Genomic DNA, 15,269 nt, shown 5'->3' with positions numbered 1-15,269 from the left:
CAGTTCTTGCCTGAGCAGCGTCTGCCGCTGCTCGAAGGATTCTGGCGCGAAGCCGACTTCAGCCACGCATGCGTCGTGCCCACAAGGCACGTCATTAAGGGCACTTCCGAAACGCCGGCGAGGGCTTAGCCTGCCCTCACCGGCAATCCGTTCGATCACGCCGCAGCGACGTGATCGTGCTCGGCGACCATCTCGCGGATGGCATCGAGCACGGAGTCGCGGATGTCGGCCCGCTTCAGCGCAAAGGCGACGTTGGCCTGGATGAAACCTTCCTTGGAGCCGCAGTCGAACATCCGGCCATTGAACGGCCGGGCGAAAAAGGCCTGGCTTGCGGCCAGGCGAACCATGGCATCGGTCAGCTGGATCTCGCCGCCAGCGCCGCGCTTCTGGGTGCCGAGCAGGTTGAAGATCTCCGGCTGCAGGATGTAGCGGCCGTTGATGTAGAAGTTCGACGGCGCATTGGCCGGCGTCGGCTTTTCAACCATCGCCGTCACCTCGAAACCCGAGCCGACATCGGCGCCCTTGCCGACGATGCCGTATTTGTTGGTTTCGCTTGGATCGCATTGCTCGACAGCAATGACGTTTCCGCCTGTCTCGGCGTGCAGCTCCATGATTTCGGCCAGGCAGCCGCGCTTGCCGAACGACACCATGTCGGGCAGCAGTAGCGCGAAGGGCTCGTCACCGATGATATCGCGGGCACACCAGACGGCGTGGCCCAGTCCATGCGGCGCCTGTTGGCGGGTAAAGCTGGTGGTACCCGGCACCGGCAGCAGGCTCTCCAGCGACTTGATCTGCTCAACCTTGCCGGCCTGCTCGAGCGTCCCGACGAGTTCCGGGTGGAGATCGAAATAGTCCTCGATGACCGCCTTGTTGCGCCCCGTCACGAAGACGATGTGCTCGATGCCGGCCTCCAGCGCCTCGTCGACGGCGTATTGCACAACCGGCCTGTCGACCACGGGCAGCATTTCCTTGGGCATCGACTTGGTAGCGGGAAGGAACCGCGTGCCGAGACCCGCCACAGGGATCACCGCTTTCCTGACTTTCTTCATCGTGCCAATCCTCTCGCTCATTTCAGTCTCCTCGTCTTGGTCTTGGCCGCTCCGGACAGTCGCATCATTTGCCGGACCGGTATGCGAACTGCCGGGCAACCCGGTGCAACCGGACCGCTATCGGCATCCGCAAATGACGAATCGCCGCCGGGTCCCCCAGGGCGGTTCTGATCGCCTTGAGCGGCGACCGCTGCTTGATGTGCTCCACCAATGACAGGAATGTGGCAGCCTGCCTGAGGCTGCGGGTACGTCGCGTGAACGCTTTTTGCGTCTGTGGATCGAGCCGATTGGCTGCTTCGAAGGCGGCATCGGCGCGCTGCATCGCCTCGACGTGGTGACGCTCCAGGACCCTTGAGATCGAGCCGCTGCGGACATGATAGGCATAGCCTGCAGCGGGTTCGACTGTGCAGCGCCCACCCTTGGCAAGAGCGCTGGCGAGCAGGATGTAGTCTTCCCCGATGCGCAACTCCTCGTCGTAGCGAAGATGATGTTCTTCGAGATAATTTCTGAGGAAGATCGGCTTCATGTAACCAAAATTGAACGTGGATTCGAAGACGATATTGCCGCCGATGAAGTCGGCCAGTGTGAGATTCGCCAGTTCTTCGAGGTAACTTGCGGGAAACATCACCTCCGGCGGCGTTCCGTCCTCTCGAATCACTGCGAGGTTGTCGACGGCCATTTCGGCAGAGCTCTGTTCGGCGCGGGCAATCATGGTCACCAACCTGCCGGGCAGCACGGCGTCGTCGGAATCGAGCACGGCAACCCAGCGGCCTCGCGCGGCGTCGAGGCCAGCATTGCGTGCTCCACCAGGCCCGCGGTTTGTCTCCAGCGCCAGCACCCGAACGTGCTCATCGGTGTAAGAGCGCGCAAGCTCAACCGTGGCGTCGGACGAACAGTCGTCGACGACGACCACCTCGACTGTAACGCCTGTTTGCGCCAGCGCGCTGTCGATGGCGCGGCCGAGTGTCGCCTCGGCGTTGTAGGCGGCGATGACGAAGCTGACGTCAGGCTGCATCCTGGCCCCCTTCGTTGCCGTAGAGGCGCAGTTCGCGTGCACCAACCAACCCGCTCAGCACGCCTAAATGCATGACGCCGCGCAAAAAGCTGCGGTTGCGGCTGACCGGCTGGAACGCTGTGAGCCCAGCCGCAGCAAAGCAGTAGCCGGCCTTGGCTGAGGCACGAGCCAGTTCGCCCACCCGGCCAACGCCGGACCGCTTCGAAGCGAGCAGACGGCCATGCGTCTGCCCGACACGAAATCGCCTCTTGGTAAGCCAGCCGAACGAGGCGCGGGCCGAGGGCACCGGCTCTTCCACCCAGGCATCTGGAGCATAGGCGATGCGGCCGCCGGCGCCGTTGACCTGATCGAAGAATTCGGTGTCCTCACCGCCAGACTGGCCGCGCTCCAGGCTGAAGCGTCGGCCGGCGATGCTGAGTGATGTCATCCGCAGCAAGGCATTGCAGGTATAGCCGGTGCGGATCTCGCCCTGGACGAACACCGGATAGGTCGAATGGAAGTCGCCGACCTGCATCCAGCCCGGCGCCCCTGCCCCATAACGCGCCTTGACCGGCCCGAGCACCACGTCGGCACTGGTCGCCTGCGCTGTTTCGACCAGCCGTTTCAGCCACGGGCCAGTCGCCCTCTCGTCATCGTCGATGAAGGCGACGAAATTGGCTGTGCTGGCATCGAGGCAGGCATTGCGGGCGAGCGAGATGTTGCGCGCCGGACAATGGACATAGCGGACCGGCAGCGACAGTTCCCGCGCCAGACCCGAGACCAGCTCCCGGGCGCTGGGCACCTCGTCATTGTCGGCGACCACGATGCCGATGCGATATCCCTCCGGCATATCCATCGCCACCAGCGAGTGCAGCGTGTCGGCAAGTTCTTTGCGCCTGAAGGTGCAGACGCAGATGTCGATGCTTGGCATTCCGGTCATGCGGCGCGCCCGCCTGGCTGCCCGCTGAGCAACTGCAGCCAGAAGCCAAGTGACCAGGCAAAATGCATGACCATGGCCGACACGCCGGCGAGCGCCAGGCCGGGACTGCCGGCACGCAAGGCAAGGGCCACGCCATAGCCAAGGCAGATCGTCGCCCAGGCGAGGAAAGGCACGGCGAATATCCAGTGCACGAACGACAGCAAAGCGAGGCACCCCGCCGGCGCCACCATCAGTGGCGCCATCTGCCGGAGCTTGGGGATGACGCGATGCTTCAGCACGTTCTTCGCCCGCCCCCTGCCATAGCCGAGATACTGGCGAAACAGGCCACCAAGCGAAGCACGCGGAAAATAGGTCATCCGCGTGCGCCCGCTCATCCAGATGCGATAACCTGCCTGGCGCAGGCGATGGTCGAGTTCGGCGTCCTCATTGTGGCTGAAGCTCTCGTCGTAACTTCCGACGTCGCGGAACGCGGCAATGCGGATCAAGGCGTGATGACCATGGTCGACCCACTCGCCGGCTGAGCCATGGCGATGCTTCGACCCGCCGGTGCCCAGTTTTGAGTTCTGCGCCGCCGCCGCTGCCTGCTGGACGGTGCCGCTGCCCTCCGTCAGCATCGAAACCACCACGGAATCTGCGCCGGTCGCCAGCGCCTCTTCGAGCAGCCCGTCGCAATAGTCATCCGGATAGCCGCCATGGGCGTCGATGCGGATGAGGTAGTCGGCGCCGTCGCCGTAAAGCTCGACCGCCCGGTTGACGGCAGCACTCTGGATGCGCGCGGGATTGTCGATCAGCACGACTTTGTCGTCCTGTGCCGCAACGCGGGCGACGATGGCGCGCGTGTCATCGCGGCTGCCGCCGTCGGCAACGACGATGCGAGCCCCGAGCCGTCGCGCAGCCGGACGAAGCTGGGCCAGAAGACCGCCGATATGGCGCTCCTCGTTGAGGCACGGAATGACGATGATGCTGGAGAAGGTCTCGGTCATGCTGCTTGTCTGGAATCCGTTGGAAGTTACGCGGCGATAGCGCGAGCGGTGCCGTTCTCGGCTGCGACGCGTTCGAGCCTCGCCACCAGCGCCTGGCAATCGGAGCGGTCGCAGATCCAGGTCGCCGGGTCGCGGGCCAGCACGTCTCCGCGCAAGGCCGCGTAGCGTTCAGCCGTCATGCCCGAGAGCTTTTCCGTCAGCGCCGCAGTCGACGGCTCGGACAGCACCAGCCCGATCTGCTGGCGTTCGAGGAAGCTGGCCGTTTCGGTGCCGGCCATGGCGATCGGCACCGTACCGAAACGGCAGCCTTCGTAGAGCCGGTTGGGCAAGAGCCATGTCGAGTTCTGCCCTTCCTCGAAGAAATCGATCGCCCATGAGAAATGCAGCTGCGAATAGATGTCGGCCATATCCTCGGGGTTTCGATAGGGACCTCTAAACGCCAAATGGGGCTCGGATTCGACCAAACCATGGAAATCCGGGAACTCCGAAAGTGCCGGACGCCCGCGCATCACAAGCTCGAAGCGGCCATCCATGCCACGCGTGAAACCAGCCAGCAGTTCGAGCGACTTGCGGCAGCGCAGCGCGCCGAACCAGCCGATCTTCCAGGGTAGCGGTGGAACCGACGATGGCGCCGATTCGGTTCGCGGCTCCAGTTCCAGCAGCTTGTTTTCGAGCAGCTCGATGGGCGCGTCGATCTGGCCGAACCTTTGGAAATAATGCGTGACGAAGGCCGGCGAGCTGGTCAGCAGCAGGCCGACATTGCGTCCGAGCAGCCGCTCGGCACCGCGCAGGCCCTTGCCCAGAATATCCTCACGCAGCACCAGCCGATGGATGTCGAGGCACTCGTAGACGATCGGCGCGGAGGATGAGAACGCGCTGCGGGCCCGCTGCGCAAGCGCCAGCATTTCAAGATTGCGGGCCAGGATCACGTCGGGCGCGTCGACCGCTTTCAGCAATGCGGCAATGCGCGTCGCCGCCATGGCAACGGCGCCCAGCCGCTGCGCAAAGCGACCGTCACGCGTATGACCAAGGTCGATCGGCGTTACGCCGTCGACGTTTTCGAGTTCCTGCGTCCGGCGGAAACCAGCGAGCGTAACGCGCGCGCCACCGGCCTTGAGCATGATGATCCGTCGACGAACTGCCGGGTCGGAAACATCGTGCACCAGGTACAGAACATGCAGCATGAATTCACGCTCGCAGTTTGGCCCACCGACGACGAGGCTAGTGCAGTCATTGCTGCATCGCAACAATTATTGACTGATCGGACCTCAAATATTGTTGCGCCGCAAAATGGCCGGGTTAGCCTGTACTTAATTTCCCGCCACGACCAATCCGAGGAGGCCAACGCTGATGAAGACAGTCCCGATGAAGACAGTCATTGTCGAAAACACCGTCTGCCTGAACACCGGCGATGCGGCGATCCTGCTGGCGATCAGGCACATCCTCAAGGCCGCCTATTCAGGCGAGTTGCGCTTCCAGGTCTTCGACAGCCAGCCCGAAGTGGCGTCACTGCTTTATGGCAGGCAAGCCTACCCCGACATCGAGATTCGCAAGTTGTTGGCCGAATCGATCTTCAAATATCCTTATGACGACAACCGGCTGAAGAACCTGGCCAAGCCGATCTACAACCGCCTCGCACTGAGCGCGCTGCGCCACTACGGCAAGAGCCAGGCGCTGGACGAGACGATGTTCTGCGCCGAGGACCGCCGCAGCCTCGACATGTACCGGCAGGCCGACCTCGTCGTCACCACCGGCGGCACCTACCTGGTCGAGAACTACAATCTCGAACGCCGCCTCAACCAGTTCCGCATCGACGCCGTCTTCGGCAAGGATCCGGTCTTCTTCACCCAGTCGCTGGGGCCGTTCGACAAGGACTACAACCGCCGAGAACTGAAGCCGGTGTTCGACCGCAGCCCGCTGATCCTGCTGCGCGACGAACGCTCGCGTGACCACCTCGCCGACCTCGTCGACAATCCCGGGAAGTGCCATGTCGTCGCCGATTCGGTGTTTGCGCTTGCCAACAAGGCGCGTATCGAAACGCTGCTTTCATCAGGCACGCCGCCTCAGCCGACAGGTCGTGTCGGCATTTCGGTGCGGCACTGGAACTACGTCAATGACGGCGCCGGCGGCATGCGCCGCTACATGGCATCGATCCGCGACATCGCCACAGCACTTGTGCGCGACCACGGCAAGCAGGTGACTTTCGTTTCGACCTGCCAGGGTGTGCCGGAATACGCGCATGACGATTCGAAGACGGCGAAGGCGATTGTCGCCGAACTTGATGCCGATGTTGCCGCCCATGTCGACGTCGATGCCGGGTTCCACACGCCCGAACAGCTGATGGAACTGGTCAAGGGCTTCGACTTCGTCATAGCCACCCGCATGCACATGATGATCATGTCGTTGTGCGTCGGTGTGCCGGTGCTGCCCATCGCCTACGAGTTCAAGACGCGCGAACTAGCCAAGCGCGTCGGCCTCGCCGACCTGCTGCTCGACATCGATACGGTGACTCCTGACGAAGCCGGCCAGAAGCTCGTAGCCTTTACCGGCAATCTCGACCGGCTGAGGGCAACGACCCTTGCCGCCGTGCTCGAAGAACATGCCTCGGCGATGTCGGCGGCTGATCTGATCAGGCCGTTGCTCGCAGACGCGTCAGCGGATGTTGCGGGCGATGGTCTTCCCGGCTTCAACAAGGGCGCGGCGGGACTGCGGCATGGCGACCATGAAGGCAAGCGCCACCGCGTAGCTTAGGGCTGCTGCCGTCGCGGCTGCCGCGATGTTGGACTGCCCGGTGAGCGATACGGGCAAATAGCCATAGCCGAGCCACGCGACGGCTGCCGCGACGATCAACAGCCCCTGGACCAGCAGGAAGTCGAATGCCGAGACCGGTCCAGTGCGCCCGAGCATCACCGCCAGCACCGGCAGCCTGAGCACATAGCCGCTGATGGCATAGGCCGCCGCGACCCCGACAGCACCCCATTTCAACCCGACGGCGAATGACAGCGCCGTGGTCAGTGCCGAATAGACGCCCCAGCGAAACATCGTGCTCGTCTTGCCCTGGCAGATAAAGATCCAGCCTGTCGTGCTCGACACCGGCTGCATCAACCCGGCGATGCCGAGCCAGGCGAAGATTGGCGCCACCGCCAGCCAGCGCTCGCCAAACAGGATGGCGACGACCGGCTCGGCGGCGATGGTCAGTGCCGCAATGCCTGGCACGGTGATGAAGGCAAGCAGCCAGTTGGTGCGCAGGTAAAGCTCGCGGAAACGCGGCTTGTCGTCCTGGATTCGGCTGAGCAGTGGCACCATCAGGCGTGAGAGCGGCTGGTTGATGTTCTGCAGCGGAAACAGCAGCAGCTTGTAGGCACGGTCGTAATAGCCAAGCTCGATCGGTCCGGAGAACTTGCCGATCAGGATGTTGTCGAGATTGCGTGAGAAGAAATTGACCAGGTTGAAGCCGGTCAGATTGGCGCCGAAGGACAGGATCTCGCGCTCGACCTTGACGCTCGGCCTGCCCGGCTTCCAGCGTGTCGCGAGCCAGGCGCCGAGCAGCGTCGCCACGGCACCAGCCGCCGGCCCGATCACCAGTGCCCAGTAGCCGAGCCCGGCATAGGCGGCCGCAATCGCCGCTCCAAGACCGGCAAGGGCAGTCAGCACGTCATTGATCGCCAGTTGGCCGAACTGCAGGTTGCGGTTCATCAGCGCCAGCGGCAGCGCCGCAAGGCTGCCGAGCAACAGCGGCATGGCGGCGGCAAGCGTGATGCCAGTCATCCTGGTATCGCCGTAAAAGGCCGAAACCGCCGGCGAAAGCGCGGCGATTACGATCGTGCAGATCAGCCCGGCCAGCGCGCTGATCCAGAACACCTGGTTGAGCTGAGGTTGACTGATCTCGGCACGCTGGATGACGGCCTGCTGGAGGCCGAGATTCTGGAACAACCCGACAAAAGCAATGATCGGCCCGACCGACGCGACAAGGCCGAAATCTTCCGGCGCCAGCATTCGCGCCAGGATCACCACCGAGACGAACTGGATGCCGATCTTGATCGCCTGAGCTGCCGCTGTCAGCGCCCCGCCCCTGAGCGCGATACGCCCCAATTGCTGGGTTTCGGCGCTCATGCCGCAACCTTGGTTGCGGCGAGGCGATAAAGCGTGTCGGCGAATGCGTCGTTGAGCCGTACCGAATCGAAGTCTTCTTCGACCTTGCGGCGCGCAGCGATGGCGAGGCTTGCGCAGGCGGCGGGATTGTCGGCGATCCAGACCAGCTTTTGCGCCAGCGCCATAACGTCTCTCTCAGGTGCCAGCAGCCCGGTCTTGCCGTCCTCGACCAGCTCGGGAATGCCGGAATGGTAGGTGCTGACGACAGTCAGGCCAGCGGCCATTGCTTCCATCAACGCGACCGGAATGCCTTCGAGGTCGCCATCTCCCGCCCTGACGCTCGGCAGCAGGAAGACATGCGCCTCGCCCAGCCGCTGCTTGACCTCGGCATGCGGGCGCGGACCGAGGAATGCGACGCGTGCTGAAATGCCAAGCTCCACTGCCAGCTGCTTCATCGCGTCGAGCAGTTCGCCGCCGCCGATCACCGTATAGGTCCAACCAATCTCAGGTCGCGCCGCCTGCATGCCGGCCAGCGCGCGCAGCGCGAACTCGATGCCCTTCTTCTCGGTGAGCCGGCAGACCGAAATCAGCGCCAGCGGATCGTTGCCATGCTTGGCGCCGCGAAAACCGATCGCCTCGGTGTTGACCCCCATGTGATGAACAGCGACCGTGTCGGCCCCAGCCCCGGCCTCGATCAACGCATCGCGGAAGAAGCCATTGACCGGTAGCTGCAGCGCGCCTTGCTGGAACACCACCTCGTAGCGCGACAGCGTCCCGTCATGCATCGGCGCACCGACATCGTGGCCGTGGAAGATCGTCACCAGGGGGGCTGCGATCCGCCGCTGCTTCATTGCTCTGGCCACGCGCAGGCCGTTGTTGCCGAAATGCGCGACGATGACGTCATACTTCTCGAGCTTGCTGGCAAAGGCGATGTCGATCGCCGTCGACGCCTTGTCCCACAGCTTGCCTGACCATCGGCGCAGCGAAGGACGCAGCGGCCCGAGCGCGCCCCACCATTGCTCGACGCCGCCGGGCAGGTTGCGCCAGCGTGGATCGTCAATATTGCGTTCCTTGCCGAACGTCGTCTCGTTGCAGACGACGCCGACCTCGATGCCGCGCTCGAGGCACCCCTCGATCTGGTCGAGCACGAAGGTCTCGGAGAGCGAGGGAAACTTGTCGACGACAAAACAGACTTTCATCTAGCCGCTCTCCGGGAGTTCGGACGGACTGCCGCCAGGTCAGGCCGCCTTGTGCAGGGCGCGCGCCGCCGCCCGGTCGAGTACGCCCATGAAGGTGGCGAACTGGGCATCGGGTTCAAGCTGCGGGCGCTCGGAAAACACGCGTACCGCAGCAGACATGCGGTTGTATTCAACCCTGTCGTCCCACAAGCGCCGCACTGTCTGCACCCACAGATCAAGCGGTGCGTCATAATCCAGCACCACGCCGCCACTGCCGATCGCCTCGGGCAATCCGCCACGTCGCGACCCGATCACAGGAATGCCGCTGCAATGCGCCTCGGAGGCGACACGGCCCCAGGCCTCTTCCCATTTGCTTGGCGCAAGCAGGATCTTGGTGCGACCATAAACCGTCTTCATGTCGTTGGTCCGGCTTTCGAGCCTGACATTGCCGAGCGGCGCGATGATCTCTTCGATGCGGGCGCGGTGGTCGTCGGCCAGCTTCCAGCTTTCGACGAACAGGAAGGGTATTTCGGGGCATCGCCCTGCAATCCGGACCGCAAGTTCAAAGCCCTTTTCCTCGTAAGGGTTGATCAGCGTCACGAAATCGCCTGTCGTTGGCGTGGCGTAGTGCGCCGGGTTGATCGTCGGCGGAATGACCGTCGACTCGATGCCGAAACGCTGGCCATAGGTGCGCGCGGTGAACTCCGAATTGGCGATGTACAGCGCCGATTTCAACTCGCTCAGATCGCCGCCCAGTTCATGGAATTCGACATTCCTGAGATAGACGACAAGCGGCACGCCCTGGGCTTCCAGCGCCTTTCCGATGGGCACGGATTTGTGGCACTGCACCACCGCGACGTCGGGTTTCAGCTTCTGCACGGCAAAGCCGGCTGCCTCCCACGGGAACCAGGCGCGGACGACGGGATAACCCGGAAACGTGTCGATTGCGGCCCGCTGCCTGAGCAGCTTCATCTTGGCGCGTGCCTTGAAGCCAAACATGCCGTCGCCAAACAGCGCGGCGAGTACCGAAGCGTCGTGACCATGCGCCCTGAGCTGCTCGACAAGATGATGCGTGCTCGACTGCACCCCGCCGCTGAATTCAGGCGTGTAGCCGTTGCCGCCGGCAAAAAGAACCCTCATGCGGCCAACTCCCTTTTTGCACGGCCGCCCTGCCCGGCCGGCTTGCGGCCGATGGAGACGTATTTGATGCCGTGGCGAGCGACGACTGCGGGGTCGTAGAGGTTGCGGCCATCGAAGATGACCGGCGTGGTCAGTTGCTCCCTGATCAGCTCGAAGGACGGCGCCCGGAAATTCTTCCATTCGGTGGCAATCAGCAGTGCATCCGCCCCGCGCAGTGCCGCCTCCTTGGTGCCGCACAGCATCAGATCGTCGCGCTGGCCAAAGATCTGCTGCGCCTCGTTCATCGCCTCGGGATCGTAGGCCTGGACCTTGGCACCGGCGGCCCACAGCGCTTCCATCAGCACACGGGCTGGCGCCTCGCGCATGTCGTCGGTGTTGGGCTTGAAGGCCAGTCCCCACAAAGCAAAGGTCTTGCCGGCGAGGTCGCCGTTGAAATGTGCCTTCAGCTTGTCGAACAGCACCGCTTTCTGGGCGTTGTTGCGCGCCTCGACCGAGTGCAAAAGCACCGGCTCGAAGCCGACATCGCCGGCGGTGCGGATCAAGGCGCGCACATCCTTGGGGAAACACGAGCCGCCATAACCCAGGCCCGGATAGATGAAGTGGTAGCCGATGCGCGGGTCCGAGCCGATGCCCTTGCGCACCTCCTCGATATCGGCGCCCAAAAGCTCGGCGAGGTTGGCCATTTCGTTCATGAAGCTGATCTTGGTCGCCAGCATGCAGTTGGCGGCATATTTGGTGAACTCGGCCGAGCGCACGTCCATCACGATCATCTTTTCGTGGTTGCGGTTGAACGGCGCATAGAGCTCGCGCATCACCGCCTCGGCGGCCTCGCTGTCGGTGCCGATGATGATGCGGTCGGGCTTCATGCAGTCGGCGACGGCCGAGCCTTCCTTCAAAAACTCCGGGTTGGAGACGACGTCGAAGGCAAGCGCCTCGCGGCCTCTGGCCTTCAGCGCCGCCAGCATGGTTTCGCGCACCTTGTCGGCGGTCCCGACCGGCACTGTCGACTTGGTCACCACGATCTTGGGTGCTGCCATCTCGCGGCCGATGGCATCGGCCACCGACAGCACGTATTTGAGGTCGGCCGAGCCGTCCTCGCCTTGCGGCGTGCCGACCGCGATCATCTGGATCTCGCCATGCCTGACCGCGAGCGCCGCATCGGTGGTGAAGACGATGCGCCCTGCGGCGTGGTTGTCGCGCACCAGGGCCTCGAGCCCGGGCTCGAAGATCGGGATGAAACCCTGGTTCAGGCGCTCGACCTTGGCCGCGTCGACATCGACGCAGACAACGTCATGCCCAACCTCGGCCAACACCGCAGCCTGCACCAAACCAACATAGCCAATGCCAAAGACTGTCAGATTCATCTGGTCCGTTCCTGTATCTTGATGACGTTGAAGCGCGGACGAACCGCGCGCTGGAGGCAGGCGGTCATTGCAGCGCGCACGCCACCGAGCCCTCGAACTGGCAGGGCTCGCCGGGTGCCGTGTAAGCCACCCTGTCGACCGCCATGGTCACGGCTTCAGTGGGTTCGACAAACCGCCCCATCCATTCGCTGAGCGTACCGCTGCCCCACAGGCTGAAAAAGATCTTCTGCGGATTGCTGGGCAGCTGCGATGGCTCGGTCACCTCATGCACGAGCTGGCCGTTGACGTACCAGCGCAGCCGTTCCTTCTCCCAGACGAAGGCATAGTCGTTGAAGCCCTTGCCGGCGCCGCCAGGCACGTCGACGAGTTTCTCGTCGTTGGATTTGCCGCCGACATAGGCGTTGACCTGCACCTTCGAGGGATCCTTGGTCAAAACCTCGAAGTCGATTTCGTCATGCGGCTTTTTGTGGACCGGGCCGATATAGGTGAAGAAGGCGGCGTTCAGGCCCGAGCCGGTACCGGTCTTCATCCGCGCCTCGTAGGTTCCGTAGCCGAAACGCTCCTTGGTCTGCACTTCGCCGCAGGAATAGTCGCGGTTTTTCAATGGCTTCTTCTCGAAACTCAGCACCAGCTTGCCATCGGCGACCTTGACCTGGTCCTTCGACCAGGTGCAGTTCTGGTGCTTGCCATTGTCCCAGCCGTCCGAGATGAACCAGCGCGACCCACTCAGCTTGTCGAATGTCTCGACGAAGGACTTGCCGGTGGCATCCTGCGCAACCGCACCGGGTGACGTGCCGAGCAGGCCGGCGAGAACGACCGACACCCCCAACGCAGCGGCACGGCCGAGGGGTTGGCTCGGACTGTAATCCTTGACGTTCGCGTTCATAGGTCATCCTTGTGTCTTCGCGCCTCCCGCCCGGAAACCGCATTGCCACACCGGCCGGAGATGCCCCAGCCGGCCAAAAATCCTCCCATCCTCCCGAAAGTCTGGCCCCGTCGCATCGGGCCTAAAACTGGCGCTGGGCCTCCCCTCGCGCCAAACGTGCCGATGATTCCTCGTCGGTCTTGCGACCTTCATCGACAAACGTGTCCAGCGAATGACGAAGCCCGGAGACAAAGTCCTTTTGCCGTCCCAGCACCTCGATCCGGCGCAGGCAGGCCTTCAGCGATTCCGTCAGCTGGTCCATCTCACCCGCTCGCTGTGCGGAAACGGCGGAGTTGTCGATGGCCTCGACAAGAAAGGCGGCATTGGCGGAGACCGCCTCGTAGCGGCTCCTGATGCCGGTTCGTTCCGTCTCGATACCGGCGGCCAGTTCGTCGAGCGCTCGCGACAGCTGCCCAAAACGCGTCTCGTCGGTCTGCCGGTCGCGGTCGAGACTGCGGGTTCGGAAAGCGAAGATCGATGCCATGAGGCCTACCTCGTCTTCGCGGCTGAGCCGGCCATCAGGTAACGGGCGCTCGCAGCACCAGCCTCCATCGCCGAGGGACGTCGACGGCGCAACGGCTCGAGCTTGTCGAAAGCCACTCCTTTGGCCACGGCCGCGAGGTTCGCCGTCGAGGAGAAGGCAAAGGCCATCGCGCCGGAAGGCCCTTTGGCAGCCTTGAGATCGAGGAAATGCCGCAGGCGATACTTGTCGCGCACATGCCGCTCATGGCGGCGCAACACACGCCGCTGTTCTGCCGCCAGCCCCGGAAGCGCCAGCAGGTCGAGATCGGCATCGGCCAGGCGCTTGAGGTCTTCGGTGCGATGCTGGCCGCTCAGCGAATTGGGCCGGACCACCGCACAGTAGCCGCAGGAACGGATCAGCTTGAAGCGCGCGCCCGAAGCCAGGGCCCGGGCATAGAGCGCATAGTCTTCGCCGAGCCGCAGCTGTTCGTCATAATGAAGACCGTGCTCCGCAAGCATGGCGCGCCGCATCACCGGCTTGAGGAATCCCAGCTCGCCGCGCCTCGTACCGCGCCGGGAAATGTTGCCGGCAACGAAACTGGCAAGATCAAGCTCGGTCGGATCATCGTCGAATTGCGCGATGCTGCCCGAAAGCACGTCGCGCACCGAGGCGTGTTCGACAAAGACAATGTTGTCGGCGACAAGGTCCCAGCCATCGCAGCCCACGAGCTTCGCGAACCGTCCCGGCAGGAAGAAATCGTCGGCGTCAAGGATGCTGATCAGCGCTGCTCGCGATTGGCGTATCGCCATGTTGCGAGCGAAGGACGGGCCGCGATTGACGTCCAGCCGCAGCACCAGCAGCCTGCCGCTGCCATCGTCGGCGGCACGCGCCACCGCTTCGGTGGCATCGGTCGAGGCATCGTCCACGACCATGACTTCGGCCACCTCCGGCTCCAGCAGAGCGGAGGTGATGGCCGTCGCGATCGTTTCGGCTGCGTTGCGCGCAGCGATGATGACACAGACGTCGGTTCCGCTCACGTCGGTTGCCTTTCCGCCATAGCCCGCCGACGCAAGAGCTATATTGCACCTGCTAACAAGGGAACCCCAACTTTTGTTACGGCAATTCACGCTTGGCGTCTGAATGCTTTGCCGTCGAGGGTGTCAGCACGCGGCTTTCCAAGGAGTACAGCCGCGTTGCATTGATCACGCCGTGCGCCCAGACAAATGGTGGCGACGGCGACGCGAGCTCACGCGAGGAGACATCCCTAGTGGATTTTGACAGACAGGGAGACGATGGCGATTCTGCCCGGGCATGCGGTCCGCGGCCGTGGTTTCCAGGCCTAGTGCGCGCTGCCTTTCGGCGTAAGATCGTCGGCTGGAACGGCGGCAGTGCCCTCAGCCGCGGTCTTCGCCTTGCCGGTTTCGGCTGGCTTTGGTGCGGCGCGTAGTACCATTGCCAGCACGACAAGGAAGTATCCGACCTGAAGAACGACGGCGCAGATCAGCACGCGCAGCAAGATCGTGCCCCAGCCGGCAGCATCCAGATAGGACCACAACGCCACGACCGCGATGACCATCGCCATGCCGAATACGAACTTGGGTAAAGTCATGTCAGCTGATCGTCAGGCCGGAGGCATCGGCACTGATTTCGTCGCCATGTTGCTTGCAACTCCCCTTGCCCTGAAAGCTTCCGCCCACGTCCGTTCCTTTGTTTTGTTTTGATGCCGGCGCGGCCCCAGCCGATCGGCCCAAAGAACGTCATTGCACTATATTGGCCCGCCCAACTGTCAGCAAGCGGAGCCTCTTGGAAGGCGAGTCTAGATGCCGAAGATGAATGTTGCATTGCACCACCAAACCATGCCCCAAGTCGAAACCATTTTTCGCATTGATGGCGTTATTTCAGAACATTCTGGCGAAGGCCGGCTATTCGAGTAATATGTTCGTATCTTGCGACGCACATTGCACGCTCAATAGCAGAACGTCGAAGATACAATCTAAGGCATTGCCGCTTGTGTGACGTGGCCGATTCTGCCTACCCGTTAATCTATTGGACACAAAACTGTCGCATTGGGCTCTTTTTGTGCATGGCATGAACGGTTCTTGGACAACTACTGGCGCAAATATTTCACGCGTCAAAAAAAC

14 protein-coding genes are annotated in these 15,269 nt (G+C 63.0%); 1 reads left to right on the top strand and 13 read right to left on the bottom strand.

All coding sequences use genetic code 11. The features are described from left to right. Positions 1-155: 155 nt before the first annotated feature. The 5 genes from ACHMW7_RS17750 to ACHMW7_RS17730 form a co-directional block, all read right to left on the bottom strand. A complete protein-coding gene (locus tag ACHMW7_RS17750; RefSeq protein WP_395451352.1) occupies positions 156-1,049 on the bottom strand; it encodes a UTP--glucose-1-phosphate uridylyltransferase in 894 nt (297 codons plus the stop codon). Between the two features lie 64 nt (positions 1,050-1,113). Next, a complete protein-coding gene (locus tag ACHMW7_RS17745) occupies positions 1,114-2,064 on the bottom strand; it encodes a glycosyltransferase family 2 protein (protein WP_395446911.1) in 951 nt (316 codons plus the stop codon). Next, on the bottom strand, positions 2,054-2,983 hold the full coding sequence (locus tag ACHMW7_RS17740) for a glycosyltransferase (protein ID WP_395446910.1): 930 nt from the start codon (positions 2,981-2,983) through the stop codon (positions 2,054-2,056). Before ACHMW7_RS17740 ends, ACHMW7_RS17745 begins: the two co-directional genes overlap by 11 nt. Further along, positions 2,980-3,966: a glycosyltransferase family 2 protein gene (locus tag ACHMW7_RS17735; RefSeq protein WP_395446909.1), complete on the bottom strand. Its 987-nt coding sequence runs from the start codon at positions 3,964-3,966 to the stop codon at positions 2,980-2,982. The genes ACHMW7_RS17740 and ACHMW7_RS17735 overlap by 4 nt, the downstream gene beginning before the upstream one ends. Positions 3,967-3,992: 26 nt before the next feature. Continuing rightward, complete coding sequence (locus ACHMW7_RS17730; protein ID WP_395446908.1) at positions 3,993-5,150, bottom strand: glycosyl transferase family 1; 1,158 nt, start codon at positions 5,148-5,150, stop codon at positions 3,993-3,995. Between the two features lie 166 nt (positions 5,151-5,316). Here ACHMW7_RS17730 and ACHMW7_RS17725 point away from each other — a divergent pair, with 166 nt between their 5' ends. Further along, positions 5,317-6,717, top strand: coding sequence for a polysaccharide pyruvyl transferase family protein (locus ACHMW7_RS17725; RefSeq protein WP_395446907.1), 1,401 nt, complete (start codon positions 5,317-5,319; stop codon positions 6,715-6,717). Here the strand turns inward: ACHMW7_RS17725 and ACHMW7_RS17720 are convergent. The 8 genes from ACHMW7_RS17720 to ACHMW7_RS17685 all read right to left on the bottom strand — a co-directional run bounded on the left by ACHMW7_RS17720 (position 6,619) and on the right by ACHMW7_RS17685 (position 14,737). Then, positions 6,619-8,079, bottom strand: coding sequence for a lipopolysaccharide biosynthesis protein (locus tag ACHMW7_RS17720; protein WP_395446906.1), 1,461 nt, complete (start codon positions 8,077-8,079; stop codon positions 6,619-6,621). The genes ACHMW7_RS17725 and ACHMW7_RS17720 overlap by 99 nt on opposite strands. Continuing rightward, positions 8,076-9,257: a glycosyltransferase gene (locus tag ACHMW7_RS17715; RefSeq protein WP_395446905.1), complete on the bottom strand. Its 1,182-nt coding sequence runs from the start codon at positions 9,255-9,257 to the stop codon at positions 8,076-8,078. The genes ACHMW7_RS17720 and ACHMW7_RS17715 overlap by 4 nt, the downstream gene beginning before the upstream one ends. 39 nt (positions 9,258-9,296) lie before the next feature. After that, on the bottom strand, positions 9,297-10,376 hold the full coding sequence (locus ACHMW7_RS17710; protein WP_395446904.1) for a glycosyltransferase: 1,080 nt from the start codon (positions 10,374-10,376) through the stop codon (positions 9,297-9,299). Further along, entirely contained in the window at positions 10,373-11,740 is a 1,368-nt protein-coding gene (locus ACHMW7_RS17705; RefSeq protein ID WP_395446903.1) for a UDP-glucose dehydrogenase family protein, read from the bottom strand. The genes ACHMW7_RS17710 and ACHMW7_RS17705 overlap by 4 nt, the downstream gene beginning before the upstream one ends. Before the next feature lie 64 nt (positions 11,741-11,804). Then, positions 11,805-12,626, bottom strand: a complete 822-nt coding sequence (locus ACHMW7_RS17700) for a glycoside hydrolase family 16 protein (RefSeq protein ID WP_395446902.1) — start codon at positions 12,624-12,626, stop codon at positions 11,805-11,807. 121 nt (positions 12,627-12,747) lie between these two features. Further along, the gene (locus ACHMW7_RS17695) at positions 12,748-13,149 is read right to left on the bottom strand and encodes a hypothetical protein (protein WP_395446901.1); all 402 of its coding nucleotides are present in this window, start codon (positions 13,147-13,149) and stop codon (positions 12,748-12,750) included. Positions 13,150-13,154: 5 nt separating this feature from the next. Further along, positions 13,155-14,165, bottom strand: coding sequence for a glycosyltransferase family 2 protein (locus ACHMW7_RS17690; RefSeq protein ID WP_395446900.1), 1,011 nt, complete (start codon positions 14,163-14,165; stop codon positions 13,155-13,157). Between the two features lie 302 nt (positions 14,166-14,467). Further along, entirely contained in the window at positions 14,468-14,737 is a 270-nt protein-coding gene (locus ACHMW7_RS17685; protein ID WP_395446899.1) for an exopolysaccharide production repressor exox, read from the bottom strand. Between the last annotated feature and the right edge of the window lie 532 nt (positions 14,738-15,269).

The sequence above is a fragment of the Aminobacter sp. UC22_36 genome (assembly GCF_044056035.1).
GTDB lineage: Bacteria > Pseudomonadota > Alphaproteobacteria > Rhizobiales > Rhizobiaceae > Aminobacter.
Note: the sequence above shows the minus strand (reverse complement) of the source record. Positions and strands in the feature narration are given on the sequence as shown.

Excerpts from the sequence above, each read along its gene's own strand:
- ACHMW7_RS17685 (WP_395446899.1), bottom strand. The coding sequence starts at position 14,737 with ATGACTTTACCCAAGTTCGTATTCGGCATGGCGATGGTCATCGCGGTC.
- ACHMW7_RS17715 (WP_395446905.1), bottom strand. The coding sequence starts at position 9,257 with ATGAAAGTCTGTTTTGTCGTCGACAAGTTTCCCTCGCTCTCCGAGACC.
- ACHMW7_RS17730 (WP_395446908.1), bottom strand. The coding sequence starts at position 5,150 with ATGCTGCATGTTCTGTACCTGGTGCACGATGTTTCCGACCCGGCAGTT.
- ACHMW7_RS17735 (WP_395446909.1), bottom strand. The coding sequence starts at position 3,966 with ATGACCGAGACCTTCTCCAGCATCATCGTCATTCCGTGCCTCAACGAG.
- ACHMW7_RS17740 (WP_395446910.1), bottom strand. The coding sequence starts at position 2,983 with ATGACCGGAATGCCAAGCATCGACATCTGCGTCTGCACCTTCAGGCGC.
- ACHMW7_RS17705 (WP_395446903.1), bottom strand. The coding sequence starts at position 11,740 with ATGAATCTGACAGTCTTTGGCATTGGCTATGTTGGTTTGGTGCAGGCT.
- ACHMW7_RS17700 (WP_395446902.1), bottom strand. The coding sequence starts at position 12,626 with ATGAACGCGAACGTCAAGGATTACAGTCCGAGCCAACCCCTCGGCCGT.
- ACHMW7_RS17720 (WP_395446906.1), bottom strand. The coding sequence starts at position 8,079 with ATGAGCGCCGAAACCCAGCAATTGGGGCGTATCGCGCTCAGGGGCGGG.
- ACHMW7_RS17695 (WP_395446901.1), bottom strand. The coding sequence starts at position 13,149 with ATGGCATCGATCTTCGCTTTCCGAACCCGCAGTCTCGACCGCGACCGG.
- ACHMW7_RS17745 (WP_395446911.1), bottom strand. The coding sequence starts at position 2,064 with ATGCAGCCTGACGTCAGCTTCGTCATCGCCGCCTACAACGCCGAGGCG.
- ACHMW7_RS17725 (WP_395446907.1), top strand. The coding sequence starts at position 5,317 with ATGAAGACAGTCCCGATGAAGACAGTCATTGTCGAAAACACCGTCTGC.
- ACHMW7_RS17710 (WP_395446904.1), bottom strand. The coding sequence starts at position 10,376 with ATGAGGGTTCTTTTTGCCGGCGGCAACGGCTACACGCCTGAATTCAGC.
- ACHMW7_RS17750 (WP_395451352.1), bottom strand. The coding sequence starts at position 1,049 with ATGAAGAAAGTCAGGAAAGCGGTGATCCCTGTGGCGGGTCTCGGCACG.